Genomic DNA, 20,082 nt, shown 5'->3' on the forward strand with positions numbered 1-20,082 from the left:
AACAATTGTTTCTATTTTTTGAGCGACCAAAGAGAGAATTGATCGGCGGACATAACGGAAAGGAGGAAAATAAATTGGAACTGAGCCGCTATGAAGACAGGGTTGAAACTAAAATTCAAGAATGGAACGAGCGGATAGAGCAGTTGAAGATCGATGCGCAAGACGCCGGTTCTGAGAGAAGAAAGGCATGCGAGGAGGAAATCGAATCACTGATCGCCAACCGTGAAGCTGTCCGTCGCGGCCTCCTCCGACTGAGCGAAACCGGAGAGGAATTGTGCTCTTCATGTCCTGCGGAGCAGGCTCCTACGAAGGAAGGGCTGGGCGAGGAAGAGGGTTTACTGGAAAGGATCGTCTCTGAGCCCTACGACCCGATTAGATCGCCAAGGACCACTTACGGACGGGAAGACTGAGGCATATAAGCCGGCTCGATGCACACTTTTTTCTGCTGTGGCTCCAGGGGTCTCCTGTCCCGACGACAAAAGCACCTTTTGAAAGGAGGACCCGCAAGGTAAGGTCGTGGGAATTTTTTTGCCGCGTTCCTGGTTTTGTGGCAAAGTTGAATATAATGATTCTCAGAAGTAATTGCCGACACCTGCGATGAGACAGTGGGGACGGCCCCGCGTGCGGAACGCGGGGTTGCCCGTCCTTCATGCAGGGGTGAGCCGCCTGTCCCGACAATCCGTGGCCGGGCGGAGCGAGTTCCGGACAAGGCATTCAGCCAAGTCATCAGGGGGGAGAAAATACATTGTACAAAGATCTTTTTCGCCCCCCGGGGGGACGTCATGGACAAATGGACTGCGATCGAAGGTGCTCCGTATCCGTTGGGCGTCAGCTTTATTCAAGCTGAGAAAGCCTACAATTTTGCCCTTTACTCCAAACACGCCACCGGACTGATCCTCAATTTATACTCCGAGGACGATTCGGCGACTCCGGTGTTCATCCACCGCTTCAATTACTTGAGGAACAAGTCAGGCCGTGTCTGGCATTGCCGCATCCCGGCCGAGGTCGTGGACCAAGCCCTTTATTACGCATACCAGGTGGAAGGTCCGTTTGATCTGGCTGAAGGCCATCGCTTTGACGCGTCCAAAGTCCTGCTCGACCCATACGCCCGCGCAATATGTTTTCCACGTGCCTTCTCTCGGGAAGCGGCTATCGGTCCGGGGTCCAACGCGGGCAAAGCCCCACTAGGTGTGATCCGTTGCCCCGAGAAGCCGTTTGACTGGACGGGCGATCATAAGCCGATGCACACCAGCGACACGATCATCTATGAACTGCACGTTCGGGGCTTCACGCGCCGAGCCAACTCCGGGGTCGATCCCGACAAGCGAGGGACCTTCGCCGCGCTGGCCCTGAAGATCCCTTACCTTAAAGAGTTGGGTGTGACCGTGGTGGAACTTATGCCGGTGTTCCAGTTCGACCCTCAGGAGGGCAACTTTTGGGGTTATATGCCGATGAGCTTCTTTGCGCTTCATCAGGCGTATTCCGGGCGCAAGGACTTCTCCGAACAGCTCGACGAGTTCAAAGCAATGGTCAAGGCCTTTCATCAGGCGGACATCGAGGTTGTCCTGGACGTGGTGTTCAATCATACGGGTGAAGGCAAGGAAGACGGGCCGACGTATGGTTTTCGAGGCATTGACAACACCACGTACTACCTGCTGGAGGCAGATCGCAGCCGATATCGCAATGACGCGGGCACGGGCAATGTGCTGCACACCGCGAACCGTTATGTGCGCACCATGATCCTCGACAGCCTGCGCTACTGGGTTAAAGAGACCCATGTGGACGGTTTCCGTTTCGATCTTGCGACCATCTTCACCCGAAATAGCGACGGCTCCATCAACCTGGCCGACCCGCCGATTGTTTCAGCAATCCGCACTGACCCCGACCTTGCCAAGGTCCTTCTAATTGCTGAAGCGTGGGACGTTTCCTCTTATCAGCTCGGGCGAAACTTCCCGGGCTCCATGTGGTTTCAGTGGAACGGACAGTATCGGGATGACGCGCGCTCGTTTGTAAGGGGGGACTCGGGGCAAGTCGGCCGTTTGATGCAACGGCTTTACGGAAGTGACGACCTGTTTCCCGATTCCTTGATTGAGGCTTATCGCCCATTCCAAAGCGTGAACTATATCACCTCCCACGACGGATTTTGCCTCTATGACCTCGCTGCGTACGATAAGAAGCGCAACTGGGCCAATGGCCATCAAAATATGGATGGCACAGACAATGACCTGTCCTGGAATTGTGGCTGGGAAGGCGACGAAGGCCTGCTCCCGGCGGTGGCCGCGCTTCGGCGGCGGCAAGTGAAGAATTTCTTTTGCCTGTTGATGCTTTCCAACGGCACACCGATGTTCTGTGCGGGCGATGAATTTATGAATACGCAGTTGGGAAATAACAACCCGTACAACCAGGACAACGAGACCACCTGGCTCAACTGGGATTTGCTGGAAAGGAACAAGGACGTATTCCGCTTCTTCAAGCTCATGATCGCTTTTCGAAAAGCCCATCCGTCGCTGGGGCGCAGTCGCTTCTGGAGAGATGACATCAGGTGGTTCGGCGTAGGCCCCGAAGTTGACTGGTCTTCCCAGTCCCGCAGCATGGCCTTCTTCCTGAACGGAGAGTCGCAGAAGGATCAAGGCATCTATGTAATGATCAACTCTTCCTCGGAGGAACTCGAATTCGCTATTCAGAAGGGCACAAATTGGCGCCGCGTGGTAGATACGGCCCTGGACGGCCCTCACGACATCGCGGAGGCAGGGCAAGAAGAACCGCTGACTAGCCTCACTTACCGCGTGAAGCCCAGGTCAGTGGTTGTGTTGTTGGGTAAACCCGCCTGATAGGACTACGTGCTCTGCAACTGGAAAACCGTGACCTCGGGACGGACGTTAAAACGCACGTGCAGAAGGTGGCCCACGCCTCGGCTGATGTACATTCGGCGACCTCCGCTGAGGGCGAACTCCCCGGCAATATAACGTCGGTTGCGGCACGGCAATAGCGGCGGCCGAAAAAACGGCGGTTTGCACTGGCCCCCGTGTGTGTGGCCCGAGAGGATCCATCCCTCGTAACCGTCCCAGACCGGCAGATCAACCGTATCCGGATTATGACTCAGCACCAGTGCGGGTGATGCAGATTTCAGGAGGGCTGCCGCCCGCTCTTTGTCGAAACGCTTAGCCAGCAGGTCGTCCAGCCCTACGATCCGGAGCCCTTCGATCTCATGAATTTGATTGCGGAGCACAGTTATGCCGAAATCCGAGACAATATCGACTGCCTTTGCCGCGACCTCCGGGTGTGACCAATTAGGACCGTAATCGTGGTTCCCGAGAGTGGCCACCGTTGCCAGACGTCCCATTGGGAAATGCCGATAGACCGACTCCATCCTCTTGAAGGCTCCCGTATAATATGACATCAGGTCGCCCGTCACCACAACGATGTCCGGCCGAAGCGCGGCCACCCGCTGAAATGTGGCTGTCACGTACTCATCGTTTACTCCTCCCACGTGGATGTCGCTCAGGTGGGCCAGTGTTCGTCCCTGCAACGAACGCGGCAGTCCTCGAATCGGCAACGAACGGTGCACGAACTCCACCCAATGGGGCTCTATCTCGAAGGTATATATCCCGACACCTGCACCAGCAGCCAACGTGGCCCCCGAAGCCCAAAGAAATTCACGCCGTGTAAGCAATGAAACCTCTCTTTCGTGCCGCCTAACGGCAAAGCCGATCTGCCGAGTGCTTTAAGGAGCGGAGCACCCGATTAAGGTCAGCAATAGTCTCGCAAGATATGCCTCAGTATAATCACCTGGGGAGAAGCAGGCTCATCTTTGTGATTTTCACAACGTGCACTTACACTTTCGCAATACACTTGATTTCAACCATAAACTCGGGGAGCGCCAGTTGCTGGATTTGCACGAGAGTGCTCGCCACCACCGGCTCGCCTCCAAAGACCTCCTCCCGACACTTCGCCCTTGCGGCAGACGCTGCACGAATATCTGTTACAAAGAGCACCTCGTCCACGACGTTGTCGATGGTTGCGCCATACTGTTTGAGCAACTTCTGGACGTTAGCATAGGCTTGGAGCATCTGAACGTTCATATCTCCCGGCCCGACGATATTTCCCTTGTCGTCGTGGCTCACCTGGCCGGAGAGATAGATGGTATCCCCAACTTTGACCGCCTGCGAGTACCCATACTCCTTTTCCCAGGGCATACCAAGACCTTTCGATTCTTTGCTGATTGCCATAGCGCCTCCTTTTCGATTTGGAAAACCTAATGTGTGAAATTCGGCCACACCCTGATCATACCATTTACCTGAAAATCTCATCGTGGCAAATTTCTATTTATAGGGGATGAATTGTTTCCATGATTCCGCAGGCTTCGCTTCGGGAGATGGCACAATATTGTCATTGCGGGGACCGAAACCCCGCGTTCCGCGGGAAAGCAACCAGCTGATTAATCGCAGCAACATTAGGTTTGGGCTGCTCTCAGACCACCCGCGAAACTGATTGACAAATCAATCACCTGCTGGTATCCATTTCCTATGCAATATCCAAATAGTGTCAACGACAAGAAAGCCAAAGAGGCCGTTATCTTCGACGCGGCGTGCCGCGTAATACGCGAAAAAGGATTCCATCAGGCCCGAATAACCGATATCGCTCACGCCGCAGGAATTTCCTACGGCCTGGTGTACCACTATTTCAAAAGCAAGACCGACCTGTTCGATGCAATTCTCAAGGAATGGTGGGGCGGCCTTTTCTCCATGATGGACCGCTGCGACGCGGAAGCGGCATCCGTGGTTGAAAGGCTTTCGGCAATCGTGAATTACTTTCTCGACCAGTACGAGAAGCGCCCCGATATGGTCCATATCTTTGTAACGGAAATCTCGCGATCTTCCTCAAATCTCACTACACCCCGAGTTGAATGGCTCAGGAACTTCATGAAACGGACGGAGAAGATTATCGCCGTAGGCCAAGCGCAGAATATTTTGCGTTCGGATGTGAAGGCCTTTTACCTGACCTATATTTTCTTAGGCGCCATAGACAGCTTCGTATCGGTAATGGTCGTTGAAAAGCTCCCTCTGAAGGGACGAACACAAAAGCAACGAATCGCGGCCGCGCTACTGGAAGTCTTCCTGAACGGAGCACGTCCCGCCCGAGCGTGATAGGAATTTGGGCATGTTATAGGGAAGACTTCTTTACACAATAAAGGATTCCCCCGGAAGTCCGCTGGAGGCGATATTCATGGATTTTGCCTTCACCCCTGAACAACTCATGTTTAGGGAGCAGGTCCTCAAGTTTGCCCGCCGTGAAATCGTGCCACGAGTGCAGGAACATGACCTGAAGGGCGAGTTCGACTGGGAGTCGTGGCGAAAGCTGGGCGAATTCGGCATACTCGGCCTTCATTTTCCGGAAGAACTTGGGGGCTCCGGCGGGGACGTGGTGACATCGGTGATCGCCGCGGAGGCCTTGGGCGAGGCCGGAGTCGACGGCGGCCTCACACTGAGCTACGGCGCTCACACTTATCTTTGTGCCGACACTATCTTTCGCCACGGCACAGACACACAGCGACAGAGATACATTCCAAAACTTGCCCGCGGCGAATGGGTAGGCTGCATGGGATTGACCGAGCCGGCCGCTGGCTCTGATGTGGCTTCTCTGAGGACCCGCGCGGAGAGGCAAGGCGATTCCTGGGTCCTTAATGGGTCGAAGATGTTCATCACCAACGGCGCTATAGCCGATGTGGCCGTGATCTACGCCAAGACCGATCCCGCGGCAGGACACGCGGGCATCTCAGCGTTTATCGTTGAGAAAGGGACGCCGGGGTTTTCCGTGAGCCGCAGCCTCATAAAGATGGGGGTGAGGAGTTCGCCCACATCGGAGTTGGTTTTCGAGGATTGCGCGATTCCCCTGGAAAACCTTCTGGGCCAGCAGGGAAACGGATTTCTGATGGCCATGCAAACGGTGGAATGGGACCGGAGCGCTCTGCTGGCGCCGTTTGTTGGGGCTATTTCATTTTTGATTCAGCGCTCTTGTCGTTACGCTCAGGAACGCGAGCAATTCGGCCGCCCCATAGCGTATTTTCAGGGAATCAAGCACAAGATAGCGGACATGAAAATCTTCCTGGAAGCAGCGCGGTCCCTGGCGTATCGCATAGCGTGGTGCAAGGACCAGGGCAGGCCTTTGAACCATCTTGAAGCCGCGGTGGCAAAGCTTTTCGTGGGGGACTGGTCTCTTAGACCCACCAACGATGCAATGGTCCTGTTCGGAGGATACGGGTACTGTCACGAGTACGACATTGAACGAGTTTTCCGGGATGGCAGGTTGGCCCCGATAGGCGGCGGCACTTCCGACGTTCAAAAGGTGATCATTTCGCGTCTAATGTAAGGATTGTTTCTCATGAACTTTGACTGGACGCAGGAAGAGCTGGAGCAAAGAAACAGCATCACAGGTCTCTTGGATGAACCGTCCGTCGCGGAATTGCAGGCCCTGGAAGAGGCTGACACTGCGGAAATAAAGAGCATCACGTCCGAATGGCTCATGCGGTTGGCTAAAACGGGTTACCTTGCCCTGGGGATCGCGGGAGCGAGGCGAGCGGACACCTTAAGGCTAATAGCCGCCCAGGAGGAACTGGCTTGCGCGTCCGGTTCCCTGTTCCTTTCCGTTGAGACGACCGCGAGATTGTTCGGTGGGCTTATCACAGGCTTCGGCGAGGACTCGCAGGTTGGCGATTTGTCCGGGCCCCTGCAAAAGGGTGAAATAATAGCCGCGGTGGCAGTCAGCGAGGCCGATGAATCAAACGCGGGCACCGGCTTTCTTACTGAGGGCCGTGCCGCGGCAAACGGTTACGTTGTGACCGGTCGGAAGAGCTTCGTTACGAACGGGCCGATCGCAGACCACATCGCAGTCTTTGGACAGGTGAATGGCCAAACGGCCATTTTTCTCGTCCAGCCGGAGCTTCCAGGCGTGGTAATCGGGCCGCGAATCCGAACAATGGGTTTTGACGGCCTAACCGTGGCTTCTCTTGAGTTGGACGGTGTCCAACTTCCTGCAACAAGGGTGTTAGGCCCGTTTGATGACCGCGCGGCGTTAGAATTCCTCAGAAATATGGAAAACATGGTGCTGGCAGTAGCATCTGTAGGACTCATGGAGAGGACCATCTCAGCGGCCCTGTCTTACGCTCGGACGCATCAACGAGGGGGCAAGGCAATCTTCAATCACCAGGAAATTCGATTCAAATTGGCCGAAATGCTGACACTGAGCCAGTCTTCAAGGCTTTTGGCGTGCCGGGCAGGATGGCTTTTCTCGATCTCCGACCCCGAAGCGCTGACGGTTTTGCACTGCGCCAAAGTCTTTGCCGCGGAGGCCTCCGAAAGGGTCGCTTCCACGGCCATGCAAATCATGGCAGGGCAAGGCTATTGCCGGGGAAACGTGGTTGAACGCGGGTATCGTGAAGCAAAGTACGCAGCTATAGCTGGAACAACCTCTGAAATAGCTCGCATGTCCATCGCAGAGGATCTTCTGGAACGGTACAAGGTGTAGGCCGATGGAAGTCATAGATAGTCGCATCGACACTACCAGCGATGAATACAAAGCCAATTATGCCCATATGGAAAAGCTCGTCGCCGACCTCAAGGCCGAGCTGAAAAAAGCCAGAGAGGACCGCTCCGAAAAAGCGATCAAACGAAACGAAGAATTGGGGAAGTTGCCGCTTCAGAAGAGGCTCGACTTGCTGCTGGACCGGAATACTCCTTGGCTCGAGATAGCTCCGCTGGCTGCCAGGGGAATGTACGACACTAAAGTCCACGGTGCAGGCTCTCGCGGGGGTATAGGCATCGTTCAAGGCCGAGAGGTCTTCGTTCATGCCAACGATCCCATGATAAAAGGCGGGACTGTGTATCCGATGGGGGTCAAGAAGACACTCCGGTGTCAAACCATCTCCATGGAGAACAACCTGCCCATGATAATGCTGGTGGACTCAGGCGGCGCGTTCCTGCCGTTACAGTCCGAGATCTTCCCGGATGTGGACGACGGAGGAAGGTGCTTTTACAACCAGGCCTTGATGTCCAAAATGAACATCCCCCAGATTACTGCTGTCATGGGCTTGTGCACCGCGGGCGGCGCGTACGTTCCGGCCATGTCGGACCACGTCGTACACGTGACAAAAACCGGCGCGATCTTTCTGGGGGGACCGCCGTTGGTTAAGGCTGCCACGGGAGAAGAAGTGACAGCGGAAGAACTGGGCGGCGCGATGGTCCATTGTCGCGAGTCCGGTGTTTCCGATTATTTTGCAGAAGACGATGCTCATGCTTTGCAGATTGTCCGCGACATCGTTTCCATGCTGCCGACGCAAGAGAAATCCCGCATCCCCCGGAGACCTCCCGCCGATCCTCTTTACGACCCCCAAGAAATCTGGGGGATAGTGCCCCAGAAGGTCTCCACGCCCTACGATGTAAGGGAAATAATCGCCCGATTGGTGGATGGCTCGGAATTCCTGGAATTCAAAGCCCTGTACGGGCCCACCTTGGTTTGCGGCTGGGGCTACATCCACGGGTACCAGGTCGGAATACTTGGCAATAACGGTGTGTTGTTCTCGGACAGTTCCCTCAAGGCCACGCAGTTCATCCAGCTTTGCGACCGCCAGGGCATTCCGCTGGTTTTCCTCCAGAATATCAGCGGGTACATAATCGGCAGGGAATACGAGCGAGGCGGGATCACTAAAGACGGCCACAAGATGGTCCACGCTGTTTCAACCGCCACTGTCCCCAAATTTACTGTTATGATCGGCGCGTCTTTCGGCGCGGGGAACTACGGGATGTGCGGCCGGGCTTATTCACCTCGATTTCTCTGGATGTGGCCCAATGCTCAGATCGGGGTCATGGGAGGAGAGCAGGCCGCGGATGTTCTGGTCTCAGTGAAAAACGATCAGCTTGCGCGCGCGGGCGAACCTCCCTTGCCTGCTGAATTGGTCGACAGCATAAAGGGGCCGATCATTGCCGCGGCTTTGAAAGAAGGGGACGCGTACCACAGCACCGCGAACCTGTGGGACGACGGGATTCTCGATCCTGCAATAACTCGTGACGTCCTTGGCCTCGCTATTTCCGCTTCGCTTAACGCGCGGCTGGCCGACCGGGATCGAGGCCACGGCGTCTTCCGTATGTAAAGGTGTTTGCCGGATGTTTTCCAAGATCCTGATCGCCAACCGGGGTGAAATTGCAGTCCGGGTCATGCGAACCTGCCGAGAGATGGGCATCAGTACCGTCGCTGTTTATTCGGAAGCGGATCGTGAATCACTCCATGTTTTCACCGCTGATGAGGCTGTCTTTCTGGGTGAATCGGACCCTAGATCGAGTTACCTCAACATCGACAAGATCGTCGACGCTGCAAAACAATCCGGCGCTGAAGCCATTCATCCCGGCTATGGGTTCCTCGCGGAGAACCCCCAATTTGCCGCACGAGTCGCCGAGGAGGGCCTGGTTTTTATCGGACCGCCCGCGGACGTAATGGCCAAGTTGGGGAACAAGACCACCGCCCGAAGGATGATGGCGGAGAGCCATGTACCTATCATTCCGGGAATGACGACGTCAGAGGTTGATCCGGAAGGTCTCGTCGAAGCCGCGGACGCGATGGGTTACCCGGTACTTGTCAAGGCTGCTGCCGGTGGCGGCGGGAAGGGCATGCGCATTGTCGAACGCCCGGAAGACTTTGTCGAAGCAGCTGCAATGGCATCGAGCGAGGCTCTGAGCGCGTTCGGAGACGCGTCCATATACTTGGAAAAGTGCCTGGACCGGCCACGGCACATTGAATTTCAGGTCCTGGCCGATACTCACGGCAACGTGGTTCACCTGTTTGAGCGGGAGTGCTCCATCCAGCGGAGGCATCAGAAGATAATCGAGGAGACCCCTTCCACTGCTTTGGATGCCGGTCTTCGCGAACGAATGGGCGCATCCGCGGTAGCCGCAGCAACGGCCGCAGGTTATGTCAACGCGGGAACAGTGGAATTCCTGCTGGATCGTTCCGGAGAGTTTTACTTTTTGGAGGTCAATACCCGTCTTCAGGTCGAACATCCCATCACGGAACTGACCGTGGGAATGGACCTTGTGCGGAAGCAGATCGAGATAGCCGCGGGAATGCCGTTGCCTTTCACCCAGGCACAAATCAGCCGCCGCGGTCATGCCATAGAATGCCGCATCTATGCTGAAGATCCGGAAAGCGGTATGATGCCGTCCCCAGGCAGAATTCTCCTTTCCCGGTCTCCGGAGGGTCCGGGTGTTCGTTACGACCACGGCATTTACTCCGGCTTCGAAGTCCCGGTCCATTATGACCCGATTCTCGGAAAGCTGGTCGTATGGGCCGAGAATCGTCCCTCAGCCTGCGCCAGAATGATCAGAGCGCTTAAGGAGTGCGTGATACTTGGCGTGAAGACCCCCATCGAGTTTCTATTGGATGTGGTGTCTTCCGCGGCTTTTCAGCGGGGCGATCTCCATACCTGCTTTATCGAAGAGAACTTCGCTGAATGGAAGTCGGACGAAGCTGCCAACGATGCAGCGGCAATTGCTTTCGTGGTTCATGATCAGTCGGGGGCTTCGCGCTCAGACCGAGGTCAAGCGTCCGACCAACCGGTGGACTGGGCCTCCCCGTGGCAAAGACTGGGCCAATGGGATTCGGCCCGATGAGACGAAACGTAGTTCTCCGGGGGAGTTTTTTCTAAATGGATTACAGGCTTAGAATCGGAGATCAGCTTTATCCTGTGGAAGCAGGCCCGCGGGATGCAGAGGGCCGCGGTGAGATGACCGTGGACGGGAGGCCGTGTTCCGTCAAGGTTGAATCCGTTTCTTCCCAACACGTCCGTCTGTCAATGTGCGGGAAAGCCGCGAACCTTTATGTTGTGCCGGATGGGCAAGGCGCCTGGATCTGGCACGACGGCCGCGCTCGCCTGGTTGAAGATGCCGACAAGATAGAGCCGAGGAAAAGCCGTGGCCCCGGAGTTGCCGCAAGCGAAGTGACGCCTCCGACACCCGGCTCGGTGGTTCGAGTGCTGGTACAACAGGGGCAGACCGTTGAAAAAGGACAGGCGTTGGTGGTGATCTCTGCAATGAAAATGGAAATGACTCTTAGCGCTCCGTACGCGGGTACGGTGCGGGCGGTGAATGCCCAAATGGGCGCGCAGGTGGCCCCCGGGCAGATCCTCGTGGAAATCGACCCGAGGGAGGAAGTGGAAGAATGACCGAACCCGAACTTCTTTACGAAGTCAGAGGCCGAGCTGCGTGGATCGTCATCAACAGGGAGGTTCGCCGCAACGCCCTGAGCGTTGAAATGATAGAGTTGTTTTTCGATTACCTGAACAGGGCCGAGGCGGACGAGGCAGTTAGGGCGGTCTGTCTGACCGCGGCGGGGGATAAAGCTTTCTGTTCAGGCGCGGATCTCGCTTCCGCTGTCGGCGGAGAGGACCACATGGCCGGGGCCATGAAGTATGCAAACCTCCTGAAGCGAATGTCCACTTTTCCAAAGCCGCTTGTGGCAAAGGTCAACGGCCATTGTCTCGCGGGAGGCATGGGGTTGATGCTTTCCTGTGACATTGTTTACGCACGGGAAGGGGCTAAGTTCGGGACGCCCGAAGTGAATGTGGGCCTCTTCCCGATGATGATAGGCGCGCTGATTTTCCGCAACGCGGGCCGGAAAAAGGCACTGGAAATGATATACACAGCGCGAATGATCTCCGGGGCGGAAGCGGAGCAGATGGGGCTTATCACCAGGACCGTCCCGGCCGAGGAGTTGGATTGGGTCGTGAATGAGGCGCTCTCCGACATCGCGGCAAAAGCACCCTTGGCTGTGGAAATAGGTCGCAAGGCCCTGGCCGAGGCCGAGGATCTGCCGCTGAGCCAGGCCCTTGACGTCCTGTGCGAACGACTCGCGGATGTTGCGGCAACAGAGGACGCAATCGAAGGACTGACTGCCTTCGTGCAAAAGAGACAACCAGCCTGGAAACGCCGCTGAAGGCGGAAGGACTTTCGGGAGAATTTCCGGGGAGGGCGAACAAAAAGGCCCTCCCCGGACCCCTCCCCAAAAACTCTTATATCTTGCCGCCGCCGGCGTGGGAAAGCACTAGGGTTTGGAGCGGGTGTAACGTTCGATATACGAATTAAACTCTTCCAACAAGGAGATCCGTTACTTCATGCCGTCACTATGGATCAAAGACAACCAGAACTATGAAAGGCCGTGCATGATAACCTGCGCCCTGTCAGGGGTAGTAGCAAACAGGGATCAGTGCCCGGCGATTCCGTACAGACCGGAAGAGTATGCGGCAGAGGCCAAGCGTGCGTACGAGGCCGGGGCCGCGGTGGTCCACATCCACGCGCGGACGCCCGACGGCGCGCCCAGCTACGAAGTGCAGGATTATCGCAACATATATGACGCGGTAACCGCCGAATGTCCGATCATTATCAATTTCTCCACCGGCGCGATTAACATAAGCACCCAGCAGAAAATCGCTCACATCCAAGGAATTAGACCTGCAATGGGCGCTCTGAATATGGGCTCCATGAACTACGCCAAGTACAGCGCGGAAAAAAAGCGGTTCGTTTTCGAGTTTGTATTTCCAAATCCGTTCTCGGAGATAGTGCAGATTGTCCAGGCCATGAACGAGGCAGGAACCAAACCGGAGCTGGAATGCTTTGACATGGGGCATGTGGGCAATTCTTATCCGTTGATAGACATGGGCCTTCTCCAGCCGCCCTATCAGTTCAGTCTCATCATAGGGGTCTTGGGCGGTGTCCCGCCCACGGTCCCCAATCTGGTGAACATGGTGCAGGCCCTGCCGCCTCAAAGTGACTGGGAGGTGATCGGGATCAGCCTTGACCAGTGGCGCCTCGTCGCCGCGGCAATTGCCCTGGGAGGCAACATTAGAGTGGGGCTGGAGGATAACTTCTACATGAACAAGAATGTCATGGCCAAATCCAACGGCGAATTAGTGGAGAAGGCCGCGCGTATGGTCAGGGATCAGGGACGGGAGCCCGCAACAGTGGAAGAGTGCCGCGAGCGGCTGAAACTAACTAACATATAACAAACGTATCAGGAAAAGATGATGCAATTTGATCTGGGCCTCAGTTATGATGAGCTGGAAAAGGGGATGAAGGCCTCGTTCAGCAAAACCATTACCGAAACCGATGTATACCTGTTTGCCGGGATCAGTGGAGACTTTAACCCCCTGCATGTTAACGAGGAATTCGCACGCCTGACGCCCTTTGGTCGGCGTATTGCGCACGGAGCTTTGCCGCAGTGCCTCATAGCCCCTGTTCTTGGGACAAAGCTTCCCGGACTGGGGACCATTGCACTGGAGATAACCACCCGATTTGTTGCACCGACCTTTTTCGGCGACACCATCACGGCAAGTGCCGAGGTCGTGGAAAAACTCGAAGCCAAACGTCGGGTCAAAATGAGTCTTCTGTGGACTAACCAGCGGGGAGAGACAGTGGCCAAGGGTGAAGCCGTAGTCATACCTCCGCCAAAACAGGAAGATCTATTTTCCAAAAAACAAAGAGAGGGAAAGAACATGGCGCTTACTTCAGTTAAAGAGGTTTTCGAGAAAATGCCCCAGGTTTTCAACGCGGCCAGTGCCGCTGGTGTGAATACGACTTTCCAGTTTCACATTACCGGCGCGCAGGGCGGGGATTGGAATGTCGTCGTGAAAGACAGCACCTGCCAGGTTGCCGAAGGTGTCCACGAGAGCCCCAATGTGACCCTGACAATGGCCGATGAGGACTGGCTGGCCATGTGCAACGGCACGCTGAACGGCATGACGGCTTTCATGACGGGAAAACTCAAGGCATCCGGCGACATTATGGCTGCACAGCGGATTCCCACGCTGTTCCCTCTGGGGTAACAACAACTTTAAACCGGGCCGGGACTATACACATTTTCTCGGCAATCGCCGGATCTAATTGTGTCATTGCGAGGAGTGAAGCCACTAAGCAATCTCCTTTGACTGGGATGCTGGGGGTCTCTTCGGGCTCACGTCCTCGCAATGATCCCGCTGAACGCGGGACAGCCGTTGACCTTCACGGGCTTTCCTGCCAGTCATCAAAGCTTTCAAATTACCCGCGACCACCGCGCGGCTGCGGCCACGCGTGCCAATGAACAGCAGCTCCAATCCTCATTTGCCTAATGCGAGGAACAAGTGATGTCAGGCGATCTGGACTATTTCAAAGAGACCCACCACATTCTCCGAGACACGGTAGCCAGGTTTGTGCAGCGCGAGATTAAACCCTATGTCGAGGAATGGGAGGAGGCCGGCGAGTTTCCACGGGAACTCTACGGCAAAGCCGCGGACATCGGACTTCTGGGCCTTTGCTGCCCGGAGGAGTGGAGCGGCATCGAAACGGATGTGTTCCACGAGGTGGTGGTGACCGAGGAACTGACCCGCTGTGGGTCGGGCGGTCTGGCCGCGGGGTTGATGTCTCATTCCATAGCGCTGCCCCCCATCGTTTCTATGGGCACGCAGGAACAGAAGGCACGTTTCATACCTCTGGTTTTGAGCGGCGAAAAAATCGCGGCCCTCGGCATCACCGAACCGGGAGGCGGCTCAGACGTTGCCAACATTCGGACCCGTGCGGTAAGGGATGGGGAATGGTACATCGTCAACGGGACCAAGACCATGATCACCTCGGGGACTCGCGCCGATTTTGTGACAATGGCGGTGCGGACCGGAGGACCGGGGTCCAAAGGGGTAAGCTTGCTCGTGGTGGAGACCGATTCACCAGGGTTCACGGTTTCCAAGAAGCTAAGAAAGATGGGTTGGTGGGCTTCCGACACAGCGGAACTGTCCATGAACGATGTCCGCGTTCCTGCGGCAAATCTCCTTGGTGAGGAAGGCGCGGCGTTCTACGGGGTGATGCAGAACTTTCAGAAGGAAAGGCTATACCTGGCCTTGATGGCAAACACCACCGCGCAAATGGCTTTGGATGAGTCCATAAAATACGCTCATATTCGCGAGGCATTCGGCAGACAGCTCACCGGGTTTCAGGTGACGAGACACAAGCTGGTAGACATGGCGGTCCTGGTGGAAGTAAGCAAGGAATTCACATACAGGGTCGCGGCAAAGATTCAAGCCGGCGAAAACATGATCAAAGAGATCTCCATGGCCAAGATTTTTTCTACGGACATCTGCGACCGTGTCTGTCACGCCGCGGTTCAGATTCACGGCGGATACGGGTACATGAGGGAATACCCGATCGAAAGGCTCTATCGTGACAGCCGCATATTGTCCATCGGTGGAGGTACCACCGAGATAATGAAGGAGATCATTTCAAAGATCATCCTGTGAACCCGGTCTGCTGACACCTGTTTCATTCCACAAGAATCCCGGGCAATGCTCGTATCTACATATCCATTGCCAAGTTTTTCATCCGAATCGCGGCCGGGGTATTATCAAGAGCCCGCGGCCTCCACCGTCTCCCCACTGTCAATCCCTGTATGACGGCGGGCACGGCCCGCCCTACGGAAGGTGTGTCGCCCAATCGTAGGGCGGGCCGTGCCCGCCGATTGTATGCGTCAGCGATAGAATTGACTGAACCACCTTGTCGGACCAAAAAATCGGCAAGCACTACAATTTCCGACGCGGAGCCGCGGCCTCACCCGGCGATTAATTCACTCATTGACAATTCACGCCTTTATTTTTAACTTATTGAATAAAATACTTCATTTAGAGAAGGGCACAGCCCCATGTCCGATGTCGTGTACAAGAGCGATATGAGCATTGATGAAAGAGTGCTGATGGCAATGGTCAGGATTGCCGAAGGCTTCAAGAAAAACACCTCAGCGCTCCTGAATCGCTGGGGCCTGACATTCTCTCAATACAACGTGCTCAGGATCTTGGATGCCTGCGAAAGCGGCCAAAATACCATGAGAAACGTGAACCGAATCATGTTGGTTTCGAGCGCCAACTTGACGGGCATAGCCAAGAGATTGGAAAGAAACGGCTTTATTGTCAGGAAAAGCGACCCGAACGATGACCGGATCAAGAGGCTTCAAATCACGCCAGCGGGAACAAAGGTATTAAAGGCTATCTACGAGCACAAAGAACAGAACCTGAAAAGATACCTGATGAAATACTCCAACGAAGAGAAGTCCGACCTATTGGAGACACTGCTAGATATATCCAAGCAGACAAGGAGAAAATCGCAGCCCAAGTAATGACGAACTACTTCTACAAAGGCGTTTAGATGACACTTCGCGAAATCACCTCCCAAGCCATGCAAGTAGTCGAAGTATCGCTGTCTATCCTCGACCAGTGGGCGAAAACCAGCAAATTTGCCTACCCTGTCTTTCTCTCTCTCGTTGCGGCGTTCATTTTTTGGGTCACATTTTCTTACTTGCCGGAAAGGGAAAGACGAAGGAAACTGCGTCCAGTTGTTGAGCTGGCATTGTTTGAGACCTATACGAATCTCTTTTATGTATTCGACGCGATCATGGGGCATCACAACAACAGCCCTTCCGACTATCAAAGCGAGATCCGTTCAGGCCAGCTATGCGAAGATGCCATCGCGATGGGGCTTGCAAACAAATGCCTAAACGCTTCCTATTTTTACGACCATCGCATTAGAGGTAGCCTCTTGGTTATTGGTCCAGAGGTCTTGGAGCGCTCGCAATCCATAGACGAATTGGCTAACAAAATCATCAGCCTTCACACTTATGCAACAGCGAAAGAAATAATTCTCATTGAAAGAATCAGGGAGAAACTTCGGGAGTATGATTTTGACTCGGGCAGCGTCAATGCAAGCGCCGAAGTCGTGATTAATGGGATATCTTACTTTCCAGTCAATCCTACCATCAGTTACCGTAAGCGCAACCTTTGTCAGCTTTACAAACTCTTTTGCGAGCTACAACAAATTGTACTAAATAGGCGTCGCATGGACCGCGATCAATTTATTTACAAAATACAGCACTTGTTCCACGCCAAAAGATATAAATCGTGCAAGAAATTCATAGGTAAGCATGGGCCAAAATTTAGCAAAGATAGCACCGTATATAACGGATATTTAGCTCTTTGCGAAAGAGGCCTGGGAAACACAAAAAAGTTCTATGAAATAATTAAAAGCGTATATAAGCTGCGCCCGTACGGTGGGGCACTCGTGTCTTCCCGAGATATGTTCAAAGACTGTATAGACGACAAGAAGCTTGTGGAAATCTTGGCTGCGTATCACTCAAAGCAGGAAGTTGCTGCATTCCAAGAATCGGTGCGAGAGGACGGAGAGAGAAAGCTGTCATTTGAGCGTACGAACAAAGCCCTGGTCGAGTACTACAGGTCAAAAGCTGAAAGTGCCCGGGCTGGAGGAAATACTGCCTAACAATCCCTCCTACCGGACTTGTACTCCGCTGCGCTCCGTGCCCTCCGGAGAAGGGCAGATTAGTACGGCGGTCATAATGATGCGTAATATATTCTGGTTAATATTTTGTTTTCTCAGCGATCCCGCTTAGGCTCAAGAAGTTGCTTTCTTGCGAGTTACTTCTATTCCTGAAGCTCGATACCTTGAAGTTGAATACAAACCCATCCCAAGTGATGCTGTTTTCATGGCGCCGGTTCTAATGAAAAAGAAGCGAAACAACGGTTAGTGTCATCCCCTTCAAATAGCCTGCCACCTTGGCATGTGGCAGCGACTAGCCGGTCAATACCCGCTTTGGGTGCCACGGACCTGAGCTTGCTCAGGTCCGTGTTTGCCTATGATCCAATCCAACAAAATACTGGCTATCGCCGCTGTATCAGCCGCGTTTGAATTTGGTTTGCGTGACCGCTACTTCCTCCAAGCGCCGCAACGGTTGCTCTGCCTTCTCGTCAAGGTATTTCAGTATCTTCTCCGGGGTGATGGGCAGGTCTTTGCAGCGATAACCCGTGGCGTGATAAACGGCATCGGAAATAGCGGGCGCCGTCGGGGATGCAAGGCCCTCTCCGCATTCCTTGGCCCCCAGAGGTCCTTCCGGTTCATACGTATCAACGTGGGTTACTTCGCTAGGCGGCATGTCCATAGCCATCGGCATTTTGTAGTCCGCAAAGTCGGTGTTGAGGGTTTTGCCCCCGTCCATCACGCACTGCTCATAAAGGGCATACCCGAGGCCCATTTGAATGGAGCCGTTGAGCTGTCCTTCAACGTTTCTCGGGTTGATCACCGTTCCACAGTCATGGGCTGTCCACATCTGTTTGACTTCTACTTGCCCGGTCTCTTTATCGACCTCCACCTCTGCCACCTGAGCGCCAAAACCAAAGGCAGGGGTCACCAGGCCTTTGTCCCTGGGAGTGTATGAGCCCCGTGCGACGAGGGGTTCTCCCCGATTTGCCTTCTGCGCCATGGCAACGGCCTCTCCGAAGCTCATTCCATACGATGCCTTGGTTTTAGACTGCACCCTTCCGCCTTTACATTCAATCTCGTGGATGACGTTGAGATTAAACCTGGCCGATACCGCGGCAAAGAGCTGCTCCTTAATCTTTCTGGCCGCGTCGAGCACAGCGTTCCCGCCCATCAGGGTGATGCGGCTTCCCCATGCACCCAAGTCGGCCTGAGGGGTCATGGACGTGTCAGCGGAGGTTATTCGGATGTCCTCCATAGTCAGGCCCAGCTCTTCCGCCAGGATCTGTTTGAGGACCGTGTCCGAACCCTGTCCTATATCCGCTGCCATGGTGAGCAGATGCACCGTGCCATCTGAAAACGCCCTGACTTCAGCAGCAGAGAAAGGATACTGGGTGTTGAACCAGTTGAACACTCCGCCGGAAATAAAGCTGTAGCACCCGATACCGATCCCCTGACCCGGCTTGAGGTTTTTCCGTTTTTCCTTCCAGCCGCTCATCTCCGCCACTGACTTTATGGTATCAATGAAGCCGCAACTGGAAATGGTGGCGGTTTCCGGAATTACATCCCCGCTCACTTGCGCGTTCTTCAACCTGATATCAATGGGATCTAATCCCAGCTCCTCTGCGGCCATGTTCATCTGGATTTCACTGGCGTAAAGAGACTGCGGTGCGCCAAAACCCCGCATGGCGCTGGCGGGTGGTTTGTTCGTGTACACGTGTTGCCCGTGAAATCGGTAGCTGGGGTAGCGGTAAAGCATGGCGCCGAAGTTGCCGCACAGGAACGTGGCAGTGGGTCCCATAGCGTTGTAGGCTCCACCGTCGAGCAGGATTCGCAGGTCCTTGGCAACCAGGGTCCCGTCCTTTTTAAATCCCACTTTGGATTGGATCTTCATTGGGTGTCTGCGCCGGCCTGCGAGAAACTCTTCTTCCCTGCTAAGGGTAAACTTCACGGGCCGGCCGGTCTTCTTGGCCATAAACGCGGCGCAGAATTCCCAGGCCCTCAATTCCATTTTCCCGCCGAACCCGCCTCCCACGAAAGGCTTGATTACTCGGATGTCGTTTTCCCGCATGCCGAGCGTCGAGGCCAGGAGGCACTGCACTATGTAAGGCACCTGAGTGGACGTCCAGAGGGTAATCCGTCCGTCCAAATCAACTTGAGCCAAGGCAGAGCAGGGCTCCAGATATGCGTGGACCACCGCGTGAACGTTGAACGTGTCTTCCCGGACATAGTCAGACTCTGCAAAGCCTTTTTCCACATCTCCGTACTCGATCTTTCGATTCACGCTGACATTGCTCGGGCAGTAATCATGGAGGACCGGCGCGCCGGCTTGTATGGCGGAATCAACGTCGAAAATCCCCGGCAATTCCTCGTATTCCACCTTAATCAGTTCCAGAGCTTCTTCTGCGGTTTCTTTGTCTACCGCGGCCACAGCGGCTACTTCGTCGCCTATGAACCGCACCTTGTCAACCGCCAGCGGATACTCGTCCTGAGTTTCTGCAAACAGCCGCCAGTTGCCATATTTTATTTTAGGCGTGTCTTCCCCGGTGATTACGCATTTCACTCCGGGGAGAGCCACTGCCTGGCTAGTGTCAATGTGCTTGATTGCCGCGTGAGGGTACGGGCTCCTCAATATCCGTCCGTGTAGCATCCCCGGGAGCTTCATATCATCCGTGTATATGGCAGATCCCCTGGACTTGGTCTCGGCGTCTGTCCTCGGGACATCTTTTCCGATAATGTTGTACTGTTTCATGGTCATTCC

General features: G+C 54.8%; 17 protein-coding genes. 14 read left to right on the forward strand and 3 right to left on the reverse strand.

Annotation, left to right across the window (positions count from 1 at the left end):
• Positions 1-74 precede the first annotated feature (74 nt).
• The gene (locus HY913_19280; protein ID MBI4965428.1) at positions 75-410 is read left to right on the forward strand and encodes a hypothetical protein; all 336 of its coding nucleotides are present in this window, start codon (positions 75-77) and stop codon (positions 408-410) included.
• A 372-nt stretch (positions 411-782) separates the two neighbouring features.
• Entirely contained in the window at positions 783-2,831 is a 2,049-nt protein-coding gene (locus HY913_19285) for a glycogen-debranching protein (protein ID MBI4965429.1), read from the forward strand.
• Between the two features lie 5 nt (positions 2,832-2,836).
• Here the strand turns inward: HY913_19285 and HY913_19290 are convergent, their stop codons facing one another.
• On the reverse strand, positions 2,837-3,712 hold the full coding sequence (locus HY913_19290; GenBank protein MBI4965430.1) for a metallophosphoesterase: 876 nt from the start codon (positions 3,710-3,712) through the stop codon (positions 2,837-2,839).
• Between the two features lie 121 nt (positions 3,713-3,833).
• Positions 3,834-4,229 carry a RidA family protein gene (locus HY913_19295; GenBank protein ID MBI4965431.1) on the reverse strand — a complete coding sequence of 132 codons (396 nt, stop codon included), beginning with the start codon at positions 4,227-4,229 and terminating at the stop codon, positions 3,834-3,836.
• A gap of 297 nt (positions 4,230-4,526) precedes the next feature.
• Between HY913_19295 and HY913_19300 the strand changes: the two genes are divergently transcribed.
• The 12 genes from HY913_19300 (at position 4,527) to HY913_19355 (ending at position 17,327) form a co-directional block, all read left to right on the forward strand.
• Complete coding sequence (locus HY913_19300) at positions 4,527-5,147, forward strand: TetR/AcrR family transcriptional regulator (GenBank protein MBI4965432.1); 621 nt, start codon at positions 4,527-4,529, stop codon at positions 5,145-5,147.
• A gap of 79 nt (positions 5,148-5,226) precedes the next feature.
• Positions 5,227-6,369 (forward strand): acyl-CoA dehydrogenase family protein, encoded by a 1,143-nt coding sequence (locus HY913_19305; protein MBI4965433.1) that lies wholly within the window; start codon positions 5,227-5,229, stop codon positions 6,367-6,369.
• A 12-nt stretch (positions 6,370-6,381) separates the two neighbouring features.
• Positions 6,382-7,524, forward strand: coding sequence for an acyl-CoA/acyl-ACP dehydrogenase (locus HY913_19310; GenBank protein ID MBI4965434.1), 1,143 nt, complete (start codon positions 6,382-6,384; stop codon positions 7,522-7,524).
• A 4-nt stretch (positions 7,525-7,528) separates the two neighbouring features.
• A complete protein-coding gene (locus tag HY913_19315) occupies positions 7,529-9,145 on the forward strand; it encodes a methylcrotonoyl-CoA carboxylase (GenBank protein MBI4965435.1) in 1,617 nt (538 codons plus the stop codon).
• A gap of 13 nt (positions 9,146-9,158) precedes the next feature.
• Positions 9,159-10,658: an acetyl-CoA carboxylase biotin carboxylase subunit gene (locus tag HY913_19320; protein MBI4965436.1), complete on the forward strand. Its 1,500-nt coding sequence runs from the start codon at positions 9,159-9,161 to the stop codon at positions 10,656-10,658.
• A 35-nt stretch (positions 10,659-10,693) separates the two neighbouring features.
• Entirely contained in the window at positions 10,694-11,209 is a 516-nt protein-coding gene (locus tag HY913_19325; GenBank protein ID MBI4965437.1) for a biotin/lipoyl-binding protein, read from the forward strand.
• Complete coding sequence (locus HY913_19330) at positions 11,206-11,979, forward strand: enoyl-CoA hydratase/isomerase family protein (protein MBI4965438.1); 774 nt, start codon at positions 11,206-11,208, stop codon at positions 11,977-11,979. The genes HY913_19325 and HY913_19330 overlap by 4 nt, the downstream gene beginning before the upstream one ends.
• A 178-nt stretch (positions 11,980-12,157) precedes the next feature.
• Positions 12,158-13,045 (forward strand): 3-keto-5-aminohexanoate cleavage protein, encoded by an 888-nt coding sequence (locus HY913_19335; protein ID MBI4965439.1) that lies wholly within the window; start codon positions 12,158-12,160, stop codon positions 13,043-13,045.
• A gap of 21 nt (positions 13,046-13,066) precedes the next feature.
• Positions 13,067-13,864: an SCP2 sterol-binding domain-containing protein gene (locus tag HY913_19340; protein ID MBI4965440.1), complete on the forward strand. Its 798-nt coding sequence runs from the start codon at positions 13,067-13,069 to the stop codon at positions 13,862-13,864.
• Positions 13,865-14,161: 297 nt separating this feature from the next.
• Positions 14,162-15,304 carry an acyl-CoA dehydrogenase family protein gene (locus tag HY913_19345; protein MBI4965441.1) on the forward strand — a complete coding sequence of 381 codons (1,143 nt, stop codon included), beginning with the start codon at positions 14,162-14,164 and terminating at the stop codon, positions 15,302-15,304.
• A 398-nt stretch (positions 15,305-15,702) separates the two neighbouring features.
• Complete coding sequence (locus tag HY913_19350; protein ID MBI4965442.1) at positions 15,703-16,173, forward strand: MarR family transcriptional regulator; 471 nt, start codon at positions 15,703-15,705, stop codon at positions 16,171-16,173.
• Positions 16,174-16,202: 29 nt separating this feature from the next.
• Complete coding sequence (locus HY913_19355; protein MBI4965443.1) at positions 16,203-17,327, forward strand: hypothetical protein; 1,125 nt, start codon at positions 16,203-16,205, stop codon at positions 17,325-17,327.
• 412 nt (positions 17,328-17,739) lie between these two features.
• Here HY913_19355 and HY913_19360 read toward each other — a convergent pair whose 3' ends face one another.
• Positions 17,740-20,073 (reverse strand): molybdopterin-dependent oxidoreductase, encoded by a 2,334-nt coding sequence (locus tag HY913_19360; protein ID MBI4965444.1) that lies wholly within the window; start codon positions 20,071-20,073, stop codon positions 17,740-17,742.
• Between the last annotated feature and the right edge of the window lie 9 nt (positions 20,074-20,082).

The organism is Desulfomonile tiedjei, from assembly GCA_016212925.1.
GTDB lineage: Bacteria > Desulfobacterota > Desulfomonilia > Desulfomonilales > Desulfomonilaceae > JACRDF01.